General features: G+C 64.4%; 11 protein-coding genes. 3 read left to right on the top strand and 8 right to left on the bottom strand.

Features of this window, described 5'->3' with window-relative positions; all coding sequences use genetic code 11:
- Nucleotides 1-29: 29 nt before the first annotated feature.
- The 3 genes from H143_RS0112595 to H143_RS0112585 all read right to left on the bottom strand — a co-directional run bounded on the left by H143_RS0112595 (nucleotide 30) and on the right by H143_RS0112585 (nucleotide 3,680).
- Entirely contained in the window at nucleotides 30-1,634 is a 1,605-nt protein-coding gene (locus tag H143_RS0112595; protein ID WP_019938603.1) for an alpha/beta hydrolase, read from the bottom strand.
- A gap of 148 nt (nucleotides 1,635-1,782) precedes the next feature.
- Nucleotides 1,783-2,607: a peptidoglycan editing factor PgeF gene (pgeF, locus tag H143_RS0112590; protein WP_019938602.1), complete on the bottom strand. Its 825-nt coding sequence runs from the start codon at nucleotides 2,605-2,607 to the stop codon at nucleotides 1,783-1,785.
- Nucleotides 2,595-3,680: an RluA family pseudouridine synthase gene (locus tag H143_RS0112585; RefSeq protein ID WP_019938601.1), complete on the bottom strand. Its 1,086-nt coding sequence runs from the start codon at nucleotides 3,678-3,680 to the stop codon at nucleotides 2,595-2,597. The genes pgeF and H143_RS0112585 overlap by 13 nt, the downstream gene beginning before the upstream one ends.
- Nucleotides 3,681-3,837: 157 nt before the next feature.
- Between H143_RS0112585 and H143_RS0112580 the strand changes: the two genes are divergently transcribed.
- Nucleotides 3,838-4,599 (top strand): outer membrane protein assembly factor BamD, encoded by a 762-nt coding sequence (locus tag H143_RS0112580; protein WP_033366535.1) that lies wholly within the window; start codon nucleotides 3,838-3,840, stop codon nucleotides 4,597-4,599.
- A 313-nt stretch (nucleotides 4,600-4,912) separates the two neighbouring features.
- Here the strand turns inward: H143_RS0112580 and H143_RS20620 are convergent, their stop codons facing one another.
- Together H143_RS20620 and H143_RS0112565 are read right to left on the bottom strand one after the other, a co-directional pair.
- On the bottom strand, nucleotides 4,913-5,419 hold the full coding sequence (locus H143_RS20620; RefSeq protein WP_019938598.1) for a gluconokinase: 507 nt from the start codon (nucleotides 5,417-5,419) through the stop codon (nucleotides 4,913-4,915).
- Nucleotides 5,420-5,565: 146 nt separating this feature from the next.
- Entirely contained in the window at nucleotides 5,566-7,677 is a 2,112-nt protein-coding gene (locus H143_RS0112565) for an ATP-dependent DNA helicase (RefSeq protein WP_019938597.1), read from the bottom strand.
- Between the two features lie 87 nt (nucleotides 7,678-7,764).
- Here H143_RS0112565 and tex point away from each other — a divergent pair, with 87 nt between their 5' ends.
- Nucleotides 7,765-10,131 carry an RNA-binding transcriptional accessory protein Tex gene (gene tex, locus H143_RS0112560; protein ID WP_026350008.1) on the top strand — a complete coding sequence of 789 codons (2,367 nt, stop codon included), beginning with the start codon at nucleotides 7,765-7,767 and terminating at the stop codon, nucleotides 10,129-10,131.
- 30 nt (nucleotides 10,132-10,161) lie between these two features.
- Here the strand turns inward: tex and H143_RS0112555 are convergent, their stop codons facing one another.
- Entirely contained in the window at nucleotides 10,162-11,496 is a 1,335-nt protein-coding gene (locus H143_RS0112555; protein ID WP_019938595.1) for a tryptophan--tRNA ligase, read from the bottom strand.
- Between the two features lie 234 nt (nucleotides 11,497-11,730).
- Here H143_RS0112555 and H143_RS0112550 point away from each other — a divergent pair, with 234 nt between their 5' ends.
- Nucleotides 11,731-13,080 carry a GGDEF domain-containing protein gene (locus H143_RS0112550; protein WP_231378502.1) on the top strand — a complete coding sequence of 450 codons (1,350 nt, stop codon included), beginning with the start codon at nucleotides 11,731-11,733 and terminating at the stop codon, nucleotides 13,078-13,080.
- Between the two features lie 33 nt (nucleotides 13,081-13,113).
- On the opposite strand, the gene zapE is transcribed toward H143_RS0112550, so the two are convergent.
- Both zapE and lpdA read right to left on the bottom strand, forming a co-directional pair.
- Entirely contained in the window at nucleotides 13,114-14,208 is a 1,095-nt protein-coding gene (gene zapE, locus H143_RS0112545; RefSeq protein WP_019938593.1) for a cell division protein ZapE, read from the bottom strand.
- A gap of 267 nt (nucleotides 14,209-14,475) precedes the next feature.
- Nucleotides 14,476-15,903 carry a dihydrolipoyl dehydrogenase gene (gene lpdA, locus H143_RS0112540; RefSeq protein ID WP_019938592.1) on the bottom strand — a complete coding sequence of 476 codons (1,428 nt, stop codon included), beginning with the start codon at nucleotides 15,901-15,903 and terminating at the stop codon, nucleotides 14,476-14,478.
- Nucleotide 15,904: the final 1 nt, after the last annotated feature.

The following is a 15,904-nucleotide window of genomic DNA, read 5'->3' as shown; positions in this document are numbered from 1 at the left end:
TGCGGACTAGCCAGCCCTGCTGCTTGCCTCTATACGGCGCGCACCTTCACATATCGTCCTGGCGCCGGCTCGATGGGCTTGTAGTCGGCGCTGCCCTGGCTGCGCGGCGCCTTCACCCGCTTGCCGCCGTGCTGCGCCAGCCATTGAGCCCAGTCCGCCCACCAGCTACCGGGGTGCTCTTCGGCTTTTTCCAGCCATGCGTTCGGGTCGCCGGGCATCTTGCCCCCGTCCGTCGGGCGGACCCAGTAGCAGCGTTTATTGCGCGATGCCGGGTTGACCACGCCAGCAATATGCCCCGAGGCTCCCAGCACGAAATGCACCGGGCCGCGCAACAACTGCGTGGACGCGTAGGCCGAGGGCCAGGGCACGATATGGTCTTCGCGCGAACCGTACAGATAGGCCGGCATGTCCAGCCGGGTAAGGTCCAGCGGCAGGCCCGCGGCCTGCGCCTTACCCGGCACCTTCAGGTTGTTCTCGAGATAGGTATTGCGAAAGTACCAGGTGAAAAAAGGACCTGGCAGGTTGGTGCTATCGGAGTTCCAGAACAGCAGATCGAAGGGGGCAGGCGTCTGGCCCTTGAGATAGTTGCCCACGACATAGTTCCACACCAGCTCGTTGGGACGCAGGAAAGAAAACGTGGTGGACAGGTCGCGCGCGGACATCAGCCCGCCGCGGCCCAACTGCTGGTCGCGGAACAAGGCATGGTTCTCGTCGACGAACACGCTCAAGATGCCCGTGTCGTGGAAATCGAGCATCGAAGTCAGCAGAGTGAGCGAAGCCACGGGCTTCTCGCCGCGCGCCTGGGCCAGCGCCAGGGCCGAAGCCAGCATGGTGCCGCCCACGCAGAAGCCCAATGCGTTGACCTGTTCCTGGCCGGTGATACTGGCGGCAACCGCAAGGGCCCTGAGCACGGCGCTATCCAGGTAGTCGGTCCAGGTGGATTTGTCGACGCCGTCGACATCGGTCTCCAACGGATTACGCCAGGACACGATGAAGACCGTATGACCCTGCTCCACCGCATAACGCACGAAGGAATTGTCGGGCTGCAGATCCAGGATGTAGAACTTGTTGATGTTGGGCGGGATGATCACCAGTGGCCGCTGGTGCACCGTATCGGTCTGCGGGGCGTACTGGAGCAGTTGCATCAGGCGGTTTTCGAACACGACCTGGCCGGGCGTGCATGCCAGGTTGCGGCCCACCTCGAAATGCGATTCGTCGGTCTGGCTGATGCGACCTTTCTTCAGATCGTGCAGCAGGTTGGCCATTCCCATGGAAAGCGTCTTGCCGGCGCTTTCGACAATGGATTGTTGGGCCTCCGGATTGAAAGCCAGGAAGTTGGCCGGCGAAAGCGCATCGACCCACTGCATCGCGGAAAAGCGCAGGCGCTCGCGCAGGGAATCACTGATCTGGGCCGCGTCGACCATGCGGTTCATGATTCGAGACAGGAGCAGATAGGCATGGGCCACCAGCACGTGCTGCCCGTTGGAGGCCCAGGCTGCGCTGGAAAACCGCCTATCCTTGGGGGGCGCCAGGACGCCGTTCTCGGCCTCTCTGCAAAGACGCTGCCATTCGCACGAAAAATCGGCCTGGATCTGGGCCAGGACTTCCGGGGCTACGCTGATTGCACCCGGCATTGCGCTGAATTGAGGATTACCCACACCACACCAGTCTGACTATTGTTATAAAACACTTTAAGTCGATGTTGCTGGCCCCGAGCATGACTGTCAAGTCAGGGTATACGGAAGGATCCCGATGTGCGGCAAGCAACTTGTCTGCTGAATTTCAGCGGGTTCCAAGCCAGGCAAGAAGCGCCATCCGACCGGTAATGCGATCGCGGCGATACGAGAAAAATCGGTCTGGGTCGCCCACGGTACACAGGCCGCTCAGGGCCGGCTGGGCGATGCCCGCGCGCTGCAGGCGCAGACGCGCCAGGGCCGGAAGGTCGGCCAGCCATTTCCCGGGCAGGCCGGGCCGCGTTAGGCCGGGCCGCGTCAGGCCGGGCTGCGGCAGGCCGGGCCGCGGTACAAATAGCGCCAAGGCCTCGGGGCCGTCGGGCGCAAAAGCCTGCAGCACGTCCTCGCCCACCTCGAAAGCCGCGGGACCGATGCCCGGCCCCACCCAGGCACGCCAGCCCTGCGCCGCGGGCTGCTTGGCCTGCATGGCGCGCAGCGTGTTCTCGAGTACGCCGCCCGCCAGGCCGCGCCATCCCGCGTGCGCCACGCCCAGGACACTGCCGTGCGCATCGCTGATGACCACGGGCAGACAGTCGGCCACCATGATAGCCAGCACCCGGCCGGGCTGGATGGTCACGCTGGCGTCGGCCGGCGGCTCGACCGGCCCGCACGGCGCATCGGCATCCACCACATCTGCGCCATGCACCTGGCGCAGCCACAGGGGTTCGCCCGGCGCCGCCGCGCACACGCGGCGGCGGTTCTCGGCTACAGCCTCGGGCCGGTCGTTGGCGCGCAGACCCAGATTGAGCGTATCGTGCGGTGCGGTGCCCACGCCGCCGGCACGCGTGGTGCAGAAGTAGCGCACCCCCGGCCAATCGGCGCCTGTCACGACCGGCAGATCGCCGATTCGCTTTTCGACACTTATGAATTCCATCGTATGGATTCCTGGACTGCGAGCATGTCCTCCGGCAAGCAGGACTGGAAGGTCAAGAGCACCCCGTCGGCGGGGTTGTCAAAGCGCAGGGTTCGCGCATGCAGCATCTGCCGCGCAGCACCGGCCAGCGGGCGACCACCGTACAGAACATCGCCCAACAGGGGATGCCCGAGACTGGCCATGTGCACACGGATCTGATGTGTGCGGCCCGTTTCCAGGCGGCAGACCACCTGCGTGACCGGCGCAGCCGCCGCATGCGACCCACCGCACTGCGCCTCACCCTGGCGCTCGGCCCGATAATGCGTCATGGCGGGCTTGGGCGCGATGGGCCGTTCGACGCTCATGCGCACCGGCACACGCGGATCTCGTCCCAGGGGCCGGTCTACCGTGCCGCCGGCGCCCAGGCGGCCGTGCACCAGCGCGAGGTACTCCCGCCCCACCGTACGGGCCTGCAGTTGCCTCACCAGATGCGTCTGCGCGGTCTCGTGGCGCGCCACCACCATCAGGCCCGATGTGTCCTTATCCAGGCGGTGCACAATGCCGGCGCGGGCCACGCGGACCAATTCCGGATATCGATGCAAAAGGCCGTTGAGCAAAGTACCGTGCCAGTTGCCGGCGCCGGGATGGGTCACCAGGCCAGCGGGTTTGTCGACCACGATCCAGTCGGCACTGTCGGCCACCACGGTGAAATCAATAGGTTCCGGCGCGAAGGCCTGGCTTTCCGGACTGGGCTGCACCCGGACTTCGATCCGGTCGGTGGGTCCGACGAGGGTACGCACCTTGGCAATCGCCCCATTGACCCGTACATGGCCGGCCTCGATCCAGCCTTGCAGGCGGCTGCGGGAATGCTGCGCAAGCAGCGCCGCCAGCACCTTGTCGAGGCGGTCGGCGCGTTGCCCGGAAGGCACCGTGATGAGAATCGGCTCGCCCGCCGCCCCCCCCCCGAGGACATCGTCCAGGTTTTCGTCCGAAGGGTCGTCCAGAAGCCCGTCGCCAGAGACGGCCCCCGTAGGGACGGGCCCCGTTTTTGAGGCGGCCTGTTTGAGGGAACGGCCGGAGGCTATATCAGACATGGAGACAAATCATATAATCCTCCCACATCCTACCATCAAGGAAATACGTCTCGTGATGTCCCTCCCGGCTGCTCCTTCGTTCTCAGGCCCGGTTTCCGGCCTCCTGCGCCGCCCGGCGCTGCGCCTTGCCACGGCCTTGACGGCCCTGACGGCCCTGATGTTGATCAGCGGCTGTGCCGGCAACGCCGACAAGCCCGACCCAACCGCCACATGGACTGTCGAGCAGCTCTACTCCACGGCCAAGGACGACATGAACAACGATCGCTGGAGTGAGGCCCGCACCCATCTCACAGCCATCGAAAGTCGCTTCCCCTTCGGCGTTTATGCACAACAGGCCGATCTGAACCTGGCCTACGTCAACTGGAAGGACGGCGAACGCGATCAGGCACTGGCCGACGTCGACCGGTTCATGCGGCTCTATCCCAACCATCCCGGCACCGACTATGCACTCTACCTGAAGGGGCTGATCACCTTCTCGCAGGCCGGCGCACTGGGCACCTGGATCTCCGGCCAGGACCCGGCCGAGCGTGACCCCAAGGGCTTGCACGCTTCCTATGACGCCTTTTCCGAGTTGGTCAAGCGCTTTCCCGAAAGCCGCTACGCCAAAGACGCCAAACTGCGCATGGTCTGGCTGGTCAACGCGCTGGCCATGGGCAATGTCTATGTCGCGAACTATTACTACCAACACGGCTCCTACCTGGCTGCGGCCGATCGCGCCCAGACCGTCATCACCGACTTCTCGGGCGTGCCGGCGGCGGAGCCCGCGCTCTACATCATGACGCTGGCCTACGGCAAGCTCGGCATGACCAAGCTGCAGCAGGATTCCGAACGCGTGCTGGACGAGAACTATCCCAATAGCAAGTACAAGAAGGACGGACTGGCCCTGCTCACGAAAAAGGCCTGGTGGCAGGTATTCTGACGCCAGCATCCGGCAGCCATCAAAAACGAGAGCCTGCTTGCGCAGGCTCTTTTTTGTGTAACGGCAAAGCCGTCCGAGCGTGCGGCCCACGATTCAGTCGCGCTCGGCCATCGCCTCGATCGGCTCAGGCCCTGCGACAGAGATGTTGATGCGATCGAAATCCTTGATAAGTACGCCCATACCCAGCAAGAAAATCGCTCACCCCGCGTCCTTTCGGTATTGCATTTTCTGACATTGTGGTCATGGCCCCTCCTGAAATCGAGGTTTGACCCGCTCCTTCATTCACGCCACCCCGGGACGGCGCTTGTTGCCCTCAATCGGATTTGTTCCCGCCGGACTGAATCCGGGCATACCAGTGCGCCACCTGCTCGGCGATGGCCTGCACCGGCAGCGTGGCGTCGACCGTCAGCACAAGCGCCTCAGCCGACGGCGGCTCCAGGTCGGCGAACTGGCTGGCCACCAGGGAGTCCGGCATGAAATGGCCGACACGCTGCGCCACGCGACTGAGGGCTTCAGCTTCGGGCAACTGCAGAAAAACGAAGCCCAGGCACGCCCCCCCGGCGCGCAGGCGGTCCCGGTAGCGGCGCTTGAGCGCCGAACAGGCCAGTACAGCGTGATCGCCGCCCTGCTGTGCAGCCGCCAATTCCTGGACCAGCCGGTCGAGCCAGCCGCGCCTGTCCTGGTCGGTTAGTGCTATACCGCGGCGCATTTTGTCCACATTGACCTGCGGATGAAACGCGTCGCCTTCGATCAGACATCCGCCCAGACGGGCCACGATGGCCTGCGCAACGCTGGTTTTGCCGCACCCGGCGACCCCCATCACCACCAACGCTGAAATATTTCCGCTTTTCACATTGGGTCTCAAAAAAAAGATGGGGCTATCCTAAAAAAGATCGCCCCCCCGCAAGGATCGCTATTTCGCCAAGAAAAATACCCGATTACGAAGCAAAAACGTTGTATCGCGCACTACGCCGGTTGCGCTCGGCGCGCATAGAAAGCCAGCGCCTCGTCCAGGCTGCGCGTGCGCGCGAACGGCGGCAAACCGCGCCATAGGCGCTTGCCATAGGGTTTTTCCACCAGGCGCGCATCACCCACCATCAGCACCCCCCAGTCCTGCTCGGTACGAATCAGGCGGCCGGCGCCTTGCTTCAAGGCCAGGGCTGCTTCGGGCAGTTGATATTCCGCGAAGGGATTGCCGCCCTGCGCCCGGCAGGCGCGCAAGCGCGCCTCGATCACAGGGTCGTCGGGCGGGGCGAAGGGCAGTTTGTCGATGGCCACCAGCGTGAGGATTTCTCCGGGCAGGTCTATGCCTTCCCAGAAGCTTGCGCTGCCCACCAGCACCGGATGATCCAGCCTGGCGAAGCGATCGAGCAGTTCGCGCCTGGTGGCATCACCCTGACGCAGCAGCGGCCAGTCGTGGCCTGCCTGTTCGAAGGCATCGGCCAGGCCTTGCGCCACGCGCTCGACCGCGCGCAGCGTCGTGCACAAGACCAATGCGCCGCCGGGGCTGGCCTCGAGCAGCGGCATCAATGCCTGCACGAAACGCTCGGTGAACTGCGGCGACTGCGGCTCGGGCATGCCCTGAGGAACGAACAGCAAAGCCTGCGAGGCATAGTCGAAGGGCGACTCCCAGCGCGCCGTGCGAGCTTCCTGCAGGCCCAGTTGCGCGATGAAGTGATGAAAATCGCCATGCACCGATAAAGTGGCCGAGGTCAGCACCCAGGCCTGTTCCGGCTTGCGATAGCGCGAGAAAGCCTGCGCCACCGACAGCGGTGCGGCATGCAGGCGCACATGATGCAGGCCTTGCTCGACCCATCTGACCATCGGACCCTGCGCCGCCACGCCGAAGACTGCGGACACGTCGACGGATGGGCTATGCAAAGCCGTATCCGCCGCTGAGCCGGTCGTGTGTGCGGACTCCTGCGCGGGCAAGTTGGCATCGGTGCCCCACCCTGCCTCCAGGGCTTGCGGCGACGACTTGCCGTCGCGCCCGGGCAGCGCCCAGCGCGCCAGGCGAGCACTCAATTCGGCGCCCTGGCGTCCGGCGGTCATCAGATCGGGATGCTTCTCGGCCACGCCCAGCAAGGCGCGCGCCGCGGCATCCAGGACTTCGTGCAAATGCGCCAACGCCGCGTCGAAGACGTCAGGCTCGGGCATGGCCTCGAAGGTCGCCTTGCGTCCCGGCATGCGCTCCAGCGGCGCGCAGGCCAGGCGTAATTCGCGCGCGGCGGTCTCCAGTTGGCGCGATACCTCGCCCCAGTTGGCCGCCTCGCGCGCATAGGCCAGGCCTGCCGCCTCCATGGCGCGGCCGAAATCCATCAACTGGTGCGTGGACACGCTGCTGCCCAGAAAGCGCGTGGCGGTGTCGGGCAACTGATGCGCCTCATCGAAGATCACCGTGTCGGCCTCGGGCAAAAGATCGGTCACGCCTTCATCGCGCAGCACCAGATCGGCCATGAACAAGGCGTGGTTGACCACCACCACATCGGCCTCCTGCGCCTGGCGGCGCGCCTTGACCACGAAGCAGTCGCGGATGCGCGGACAGTCCTGACCCAGACAGTTCTCGCGCGTGGAAGTTACGCGCTGCCAGATGTCGGCATCTTCCGGCACGTCGCCCAGGTCGGCGCGGTCGCCGGTCTTGGATATGCCGGCAAAGCGCTGGATTTTGCGCAGTTGTGCCCCTTCGGACCGCGACTTCAGTGCGCGGTCGTCGCCTTGCAGGCGGTCCAGGTGGTAATGGCATACGTAGTTGCCCCGCCCCTTGAGCAGGGCCACCGACACCGGCGCAGCCAGGGCCTCGCGCACACGCGGCAGGTCGCGGCCGTAAAGCTGGTCCTGTAGGGTGCGTGTGCCGGTGGAGATCAGGACTTTGCCGCCTTGGACGATGGCTGGCACCAGATAGGCCCAGGTCTTGCCTATGCCCGTACCGGCCTCGGCCACCAGCGTGCCGCGCTCGCGCATGGTCTGGCCTATGGCCTCGGCCAGCTCAACCTGCGCCTGCCGGGAACGGTAGCCGGGCAACGCGCGCGCCAGCGGGCCATGCTCGGAGAAATAGTCGGCGATATCGGAATCGAACATGTGGATCATGATACCCGCACGGGTCCGCGGCCTGCGCCCCGGGGTATGGCAAAATCCTCCTTTCTCCGCATTTTTCCCGCATTTCCGATGTCTCTTGCTTCCTCTGCCGTTACCGCCCCCGCTGTCGATCCCGCCCGCATCATTGCCCAGCTTGCCAGCGAGCTGAACTCACGCCCCGCCCAGGTGGCCGCCGCCGTGGATCTGCTGGACGACGGCGCCACGGTGCCTTTCATCGCGCGCTACCGCAAGGAAGCCACCGGCGGCCTGGACGACACCGTACTGCGCGAACTGGAAGTGCGCCTGGTCTACTTGCGCGAACTCGAGACACGCCGCCTGGCCATCCTGGAGTCCATCACGCAGCAGGGCAAGCTCACTGCCGAGCTGAAGCAGGAAATCGCCACGGCCGACACCAAGCAGCGGCTTGAGGATCTCTACGCCCCCTACAAGCCCAAGCGTCGCACCCGTGCCCAGATCGCGCGCGAGGCAGGCCTGGAGCCGCTGGCCGATGCCATCTTGGCCGATGCCTCATGCGACCCGGCCGCCCTGGCCGCGCGGTACCTGAACCCCGAGGCCTCGATCACCGACGCCAAGGCGGCGCTGGACGGCGCGCGCGACATTCTGGCCGAACGCTATGCCGAGAACGCCGACTTGCTGGCCGACATGCGCGAGCATCTATGGCATACCGGTGTGCTGTATTCCAAGGTATCCGAAGGCAAGCAAGCCGAGGGCGCGAACTTTCGCGACTGGTTCGACTTCAGCGAATCTTTGCGCACGCTGCCTTCGCACCGCGTGCTCGCGCTCCTGCGCGGCCGCCAGCAGGGCGTGCTGGAACTGCGCGTGGGCCTGCAGACCGAGCTGGAAGCCGAGAAACCGCACCCGTGCGTGACGCGCATCGCCGCGTTCCTCAAACTCGGCAAAAGCCTGTTTGCACTAGACGCCACGCCGCGTTCGCTCTGGCTGGGCGAAGTCTGCCGCTGGACCTGGCGGGTGAAACTGCTCACGGCTTTCGAGAGCGAGTTTTTCGGCAAACTACGAGAGCAGGCCGAAGCGGAAGCCATCCGCGTCTTCGCCGCCAACCTAAAGGACCTGCTGCTGGCCGCCCCCGCCGGTCCCAAGGCGGTACTGGGCCTGGACCCGGGCATACGCACCGGCTGCAAGATCGCCGTCATCGATCCCACCGGCAAGGTGGTCGAGACCACCACCGTCTATCCTTTCGAGCCGCGCCGCGATGTCGAAGGCACCATCAATACACTGGCTGCGCTGTGCGCCCGCCACAAGGTGGACCTGGTCGCCATCGGCAATGGCACCGCCTCGCGAGAAAGCGAAAAGCTGGTGGGTGAAATGATGGCGCGCTTCAAAGACCTGACACTCACGCGCGTGGTGGTGTCCGAGGCCGGCGCATCGGTGTATTCGGCTTCGGAAGCCGCGGCCGCGGAATTCCCCGACCTGGATGTGACCCTGCGCGGCGCCGTGTCCATCGCCCGGCGCCTGCAGGATCCGCTGGCCGAGCTGGTCAAGATTGACCCCAAGGCCATCGGCGTGGGACAGTATCAGCACGATCTGAACCAGCGCGAGCTGGCCCGCTCGCTGGACGCGGTGGTCGAAGACTGCGTGAACGCCGTGGGCGTGGACGTGAACACCGCCTCAGCCGCCCTGCTGGCGCGCGTCTCGGGCCTGAACACGCTGCTGGCCAAGAATATCGTGTCCTGGCGCGACGAGCGCGGCGCATTTGCCACGCGCGCGGCGCTGCGCGACGTGCCGCGCTTTGGCGACAAGGCCTTCGAACAGGCCGCGGGTTTCCTGCGGATACCCAACGGCGCCAATCCGCTCGACGCCTCGTCCGTGCATCCCGAAGCCTATCCGGTGGTCGAACGCATCCTGGCCCGGGTGCGCAAGGACATGAAGGAGATCATCGGCCAGCGCGAAGCGCTCAAGGGCGTGTCGCCTGCCGACTTCACCGACGAACGCTTCGGCCTGCCCACCGTGCGCGACATCTTCGGCGAACTGGAAAAGCCAGGCCGCGATCCACGCCCCGAGTTCAAGACCGCGCAGTTCAAGGACGGCGTCGAGACGCTCAAGGACCTCGTGCCCGGCATGGTGCTGGAAGGCGTGGTGACCAACGTGGCCAATTTCGGTGCCTTCGTCGACGTGGGTGTGCACCAGGACGGCCTGGTGCATATCTCGGCCCTATCCGAAAAATTCGTCAAGGATCCGCGCGACGTGGTGCGCGTCGGACAGACCGTGACCGTGAAAGTGCTCGAAGTCGACGTGGCGCGTCAGCGCGTGGCCTTGACCATGCGCCTGAACGATGCCGCCGAGCCTGCGCGCCGCGGCCAGGACGGCGGCTCCCCCGCGTCCACGCGTGGCGGCCAGCGTCGGCCTCAAGTCGATGCCGGCCGAGGCTCTCCCGCCAATAGTGCAATGGCCAACGCCTTCGCCAAGCTCAAGCGCTGATACGCAATCGTGCGCTCGCGCATGATTGCCTCAGCCCTGCGCGAGTGAAGCCAGCGCGGTGCGCGCCTGATCCAAGGTCGCGCCGGCCGCCGACTGCGCCACCGCAGCGCCGTCCAGCAACGCTGCGAAGCCTTCCCCTTGCGCCTGCAATGCGGCATCGGACGGCAGCCGCTTGAGGACAGCGCCCGCCTGCCTGGCGTCGGCATACGGGATCGAAGTCAGCAATTCACTTCCGTCGGCCGACATCAAGCGAAAACGAAAGCTGCCGTCTTTCTCGCGAAAGCTCACAAAGCGTGCGCCCTTGGCGGCCTTCTCGGCGGGTTTGCCGGACCCGGTCGTCTTCTTGAGCGCCTCGGCGTTCAAATTGCGCAGGCCCACCGCCTCGCGCAGGCGCTCGATGGCCGGCGTGGCCAGCCTGCGCGCCTTGGCCGCGCCAGCCAGCAGGACCTCTTCCAGCCTGGCTGGATTTGCGATCAGGGTGTCGTAGCGTTCGCGCATGGGCGCAATCTCGCCTTCCAATTTCTCGTACAGCGCCTGCTTGGCCTGGCCCCACCCCATGCCCTCTTCCAATTGCTTGCGAAAAACGTCGCTCTGGGTCGTGGTCGCAAACGCGCGGTACAGCGTATATAGGTGCGAACCCTCCGCGTCCTTGGGCTCGCCCGGTTGTTTCGAATCCGTCACGATGCGCATGATGGCCGCGCGCAGCGCCGGGGCGCCGCCCTCGAACAACGGAACGGTGTTGTTGTAGCTCTTGGACATTTTGCGCCCGTCCAGGCCCGGCAACGTGGCCACCTCTTCTTCGATCTGCACTTCGGGCAGGACGAAGAAATCATCGCCATACAGGCGATTGAAGCGATCGGCGATATCGCGCGCCATTTCCAGATGCTGCACCTGGTCGCGGCCCACGGGCACCTTGTGCGCGTTGAACATCACAATGTCGGCAGCCATCAGGACGGGATACGAGAACAAGCCCATGGTGATGCCGTCGTCCGGATCGACGCCTTTTTCCGCGTTGGCGTCCACCGAAGCCTTGTAGGCGTGCGCGCGGTTCATCAGGCCCTTGGGGGCGACGCAGGTCAGCAGCCAGGTAAGTTCGGGGATCTCCGGGATGTCCGACTGCCGGTAGAAGGTCACGCGCTCCGGATCCAGGCCGCAGGCCAGCCAGGTCGCCGCCAATTCCAGGCGCGAACGCGCCACGCGGGCGGGATCGTCGCACTTGATGAGTGCGTGATAGTCGGCCAGGAAGAAGAAGGCATCGACGCCGGGCTGAGTGCTGGCCCGCACGGCAGGGCGGATGGCGCCGGCATAGTTGCCCAGATGGGGCGTGCCGGTGGTGGTGATGCCGGTGAGAACGCGGGTATTCATGAAGGCATGGGGATCAGGAAACAATGCGCGCAAGTTTAACTCGGCCGGGTAAACCCGGGCGGGAACCGAGCCGGCACGGCCGAGCCGAGAACCGATTACGCTAAGATAGACGGCTAAGCCATAAACCAGCAATACAGCGCGAATACACGAGAAATCCGGCTCCCCGACATGCAACAACGCTTTCTCCCCTTGAAAGAAAGTTCTCGCTATTGGCCCTATCTTCTCATTTTTGTAGTGGCATTCGTGCTAGGCCTGCTGGGTACCTATACCCACATATCGGCCTTGAGCCTGTCGGTGTTCTGGCCCGCCAACGTCACTTGTGCGGCGCTGATTCACCGCTATGGCCTGGCCCGCAAGCCCGCAAGCTACATCATTGCTTATGCGGGCCTGGCCCTTCAGGACTGCACACATTGGGGCTGGAGCCTTCCGCCCTTCCTGTTCAATGCGGCCGATCTCGTCTTTGTCCTCGTCCTGGCCTTGTGGCTGTCCCGCTCCCGGATCATCAGACAAGGGCAGAACGACGTCGCGGCATTCTTTCATCTGATCCTGGCCTGCCTGGCCGCTTCGGCCGCTTGCGCCGCGGTGGGCGGGCCGATGCAGCAGGCCACGCCTTACGCTTATGCGTCCCTGACGCAAGCCGTGTTCGGCTGGTTCACCGAGCAGTTCTACACCTCGATACTGTGCCTGCCCTTCTTGCTAAGCCTGTTCGGCGGCAAGGTCCACATCGAGCACCCGATCAGTCTCACCTGGCGCAGCACGCTACCGCTATTGTCCTTGCTGGTCTCGATAGGCCTGAGCCTGTCGATCGGGCCTTTCCTGATTCTGATGCTGGTGCTGCCGGCGCTGACATGGTGCGCCATTTCCTATCCGGTTTGGCTGGTGCAGCTCATCACCCTGGGCACCGGCTGCGTGCAGCTGATCATCGCGTCGATCCACGTCCCCGGCCTGGTCGACATGTGGGGCCGCAGCGTACCCTACATGCTCTCGGTGCTGCGACTGGGGATCGCCGCGGCGATCTTCGGCCCCCTGCTCATCGCCATCAACATGAGCACCATACGCAGGCTCAACCTGAAGCTGCGCCAGCAGGCCAGCTACGATTTCCTGACCAGCACCCTGTCCCGCTTCGGCCTGGCCGATGCCTTGAGCCGCTACACCACGCTGCGCGAATACCGCGACACCCGCATGAACATCATGCTGATCGATGTCGATCATTTCAAGCGGATCAACGACAGCCTGGGGCACGCTTGCGGCGACCTGGTTCTCAAGCACATCGCCGCCGTCGTCCACGACACGGTTCCCGAGCCACGGCTCATCAGCCGCATCGGTGGCGAGGAATTCATGGTGGTTTGCTTCGGCTACGAGCCGCCGGTCTTTTACGCCTTGGCCGACACGGTGCGTCGAGCGATTGCCGATACCCCGCTCAAGCACGAGCGGCGGGATGTATTGGTCACCATCAGCATCGGCATCGCTTATTCCGAGCAAGCCGGCATTAATCTGGAAAAAACGCTGTGGAGCCTGTTTCCCCACGCCGACCACAACCTCTATACGGCCAAGCGCGAAGGCCGCAACCGCACCGTGCAGTGATCCGGCACACGGATCGGGCGCATTCGCAGCCCGCTACAAATCCACGGTGTGCCGCCGCTCCGATTCCAGGTATTGCTTGGACTGCATCTCCAGAATGCGCGACACCGTCCGCTGAAACTCGTTGGCAAAGGCTCCGTCGGTATAAAGCTCCTCGGGCGGACATTGCGCCGACATAATGAGCTTGACCTTGTGGTCGTAGAACACGTCCACCAGCCAGGTGAAGCGGCGCGCCTCGGACTGGTGCCTGGGTCCCATGCGCGGCACCCCCGAGAGAATCACCGCATTGAAGCGGCTGGCCAGTTCCAGATAGTCGTTCTGCGAGCGCGGCCCGCCGCACAACGTGGCGAAATCGAACCACACCACTGTGCCGGCCAGTGCCAGCGCCTTGATCTGGCGGTGCTCGATATGCAGCAGCGGAACCTTCTCGGGCGGCGTATCGGCCAGCTTGTCGAAGGCATCCTGCAAGGCCGCGTTCGCCTCTTCGTCGAGCGGACAGTGATAGCTGCGCACCTGCTCCAGACTGCGGCGCCGGTAGTCGACGCCGGCGTCCACATTGAGCACGTCCATACGCTTCTGGATCAGCTCGATGGCCGGCAGGATGCGGTCGCGGTGCAGACCGTCGGGGTAAAGCGTGGACGGCTCGTAGTTGGAGGTCATGATGAATGAGGTGCCGTACTCGAACAGTTTGAGCAGCAGGCGGTACAGGATCATGGCATCGGCGATGTCCGACACATGGAACTCGTCGAAGCAGATGAGCCGGCACCGGCGCGCGATACGACGCGCGACTTCGTCCAGCGGATCCTGCATGCCCTTCACTTCTTCCAGCTCGCGATGCACGCTGCGCATGAATTCGTGAAAATGCAGCCGTGTCTTGCGCACCACGGGAACGGTGGCGTAGAAAGCGTCCATCAGGAAGCTCTTGCCGCGCCCAACGCCGCCCCACAGGTAGACGCCGCGCGGCACTTCGGGGCGGTTGAGCAGCTTCTTCAGGGCATTGCTGCGCAGGGCCTTGTAGTGCACCCAGTCGTCGTAGTAGCGCTGCAGGCGATTGATGGCGCGCTTCTGGGCCTGGTCGGACTGGTAGCCGCGTTCGGCTAGGGCCTGTTCGTAGTATTCCTGGACGTTCATCGCTGGTGCGGATATGCAATGGGCGGCCCCCTGATTAAGGAGAACCGCCCAATGTTGGGTTTTTAGCTTGCTGCGTTGCGAATCGAACTGCTGCATTGAGTTCTTTAACCGCCCAGGCCCCCGGAGCAATTCCGATGCTCGGCGCTGCTGGCGCCTGTGCTTCGAATTGTCCCTGGGGCCTGGGTGCGCTGAATCGCAGTGCGGTCAACTCACCGCATTGTGCGCAGCTCGCGCGGTAGACGAATGACCGCCCACTGCGCTCATGCCTCAGAAATTCAGCGCGCGCTTATCCACAGCCAGGGCGGCTTCCTTCACCGACTCCGACAACGTGGGATGGGCGTGGCAGATGCGGGCGATGTCTTCGGCGGCGCCCTTGAATTCCATGATGGTCACGGCTTCGGCGATCAGCTCGGAGGCCATGGGTCCGATGATGTGCACGCCCAGGACCTCGTCGGTCTTGGCATCGGCGATCACCTTGGCAAAGCCGGTGGTGTCGCCCAACGCGCGGGCGCGGCCGTTGGCCAGAAAGGGAAAGGAGCCGGCCTTGTATTCGCGGCCTTCTTTCTTGAGCTGCTGCTCGTTCTTGCCGACCCAGGCGATTTCCGGCGAGGTATAAATCACCGACGGAATCGTGTCGAAGTTGACATGGCCGTGCTGGCCGGCGATGCACTCGGCAACCGCAACGCCTTCTTCCTCGGCCTTGTGCGCCAGCATGGGACCGCGCACCACGTCGCCGATGGCCCAGACATTGGGCAGGTTGGTCTTGCAGTCGCCGTCCACCGACACGAAACCGCGCTCATCGAGCTGCAGGCCCACGGCCTCGGGATTTAGCCCACCGGTATAGGGAATGCGGCCGATCGAGACGATCAGCTTGTCCACCACCAGCTTCTGCTCTTCGCCCTTGGCGTTGGCGTAAGGTACGGTGACGCTCTTGGCGGATGCCTTCACGTCTCCGAGCTTGATGCCGGTCTCGATAGCCAGGCCCTGCTTGGTGAATATCTTCTGAGCTTCCTTGGCCACCTGCTGGTCGACCAAGGCCAGGAATTCCGGCATGGCCTCCAGGACGGTAACCTCAGCGCCCAGGCGTCGCCACACGCTGCCCATTTCCAGGCCGATCACGCCGCCGCCGATCACGCCCAGCTTCTTGGGTACGATGTCCAGGCTCAGGGCGCCGTCATTGGACAGCACGACCTTTTCATCGAAAGGCAGGCCGGGCAGCGCGCGCGGCGACGAACCCGTGGCCACGACGACGTGCTTGCCCACCAGGTCTTCGCTGGTGGTGCCGGTCACCTTGACGGCATAGCCGCCATCGGCCTTGCCGGCGAAGGCGCCTTTGCCGTGGAAGAAAGCGACCTTGTTCTTCTTGAACAGATACAGGATGCCATCGTTGTTCTGCTTGACCACGCTGTTCTTGCGGCCAATCATGGTGTCCAGCTTGAGCTCCAGGCCCTTGACCTCGATGCCGTGCTCGGCAAAGTGATGGCCGGCGGCCTGGTAGTGCTCGGACGACTGCAGCAGCGCCTTCGAGGGAATGCAACCCACGTTGGTGCAGGTGCCGCCGGGAGCCGGGCCGCCCTGGCCGTTCTGCCAGGCGTCGACGCAGGCCACGGACATGCCCAGCTGAGCCGCTCGGATGGCGGCGATATAGCCGCCGGGGCCGGCACCGATAACGATCACGTCGAATTGTTTAGCCATG

Origin of the sequence: Bordetella sp. FB-8 (assembly GCF_000382185.1) — a bacterium.
Lineage (GTDB): Bacteria > Pseudomonadota > Gammaproteobacteria > Burkholderiales > Burkholderiaceae_B > Bordetella.
The sequence above is the reverse complement of the archived record's forward strand: the minus strand, read 5'-3'. Positions and strand labels throughout refer to the sequence as shown.

Bases quoted from the DNA above. Each gene is read 5' to 3' on its own strand.
- H143_RS0112555 (WP_019938595.1), bottom strand. From the start codon at position 11,496: ATGAATACCCGCGTTCTCACCGGCATCACCACCACCGGCACGCCCCAT.
- pgeF (WP_019938602.1), bottom strand. From the start codon at position 2,607: ATGGAATTCATAAGTGTCGAAAAGCGAATCGGCGATCTGCCGGTCGTG.
- H143_RS20620 (WP_019938598.1), bottom strand. From the start codon at position 5,419: ATGGGGGTCGCCGGGTGCGGCAAAACCAGCGTTGCGCAGGCCATCGTG.
- tex (WP_026350008.1), top strand. From the start codon at position 7,765: ATGTCTCTTGCTTCCTCTGCCGTTACCGCCCCCGCTGTCGATCCCGCC.
- H143_RS0112565 (WP_019938597.1), bottom strand. From the start codon at position 7,677: ATGTTCGATTCCGATATCGCCGACTATTTCTCCGAGCATGGCCCGCTG.
- zapE (WP_019938593.1), bottom strand. From the start codon at position 14,208: ATGAACGTCCAGGAATACTACGAACAGGCCCTAGCCGAACGCGGCTAC.
- lpdA (WP_019938592.1), bottom strand. From the start codon at position 15,903: ATGGCTAAACAATTCGACGTGATCGTTATCGGTGCCGGCCCCGGCGGC.
- H143_RS0112580 (WP_033366535.1), top strand. From the start codon at position 3,838: ATGTTGATCAGCGGCTGTGCCGGCAACGCCGACAAGCCCGACCCAACC.
- H143_RS0112595 (WP_019938603.1), bottom strand. From the start codon at position 1,634: ATGCCGGGTGCAATCAGCGTAGCCCCGGAAGTCCTGGCCCAGATCCAG.
- H143_RS0112585 (WP_019938601.1), bottom strand. From the start codon at position 3,680: ATGTCTGATATAGCCTCCGGCCGTTCCCTCAAACAGGCCGCCTCAAAA.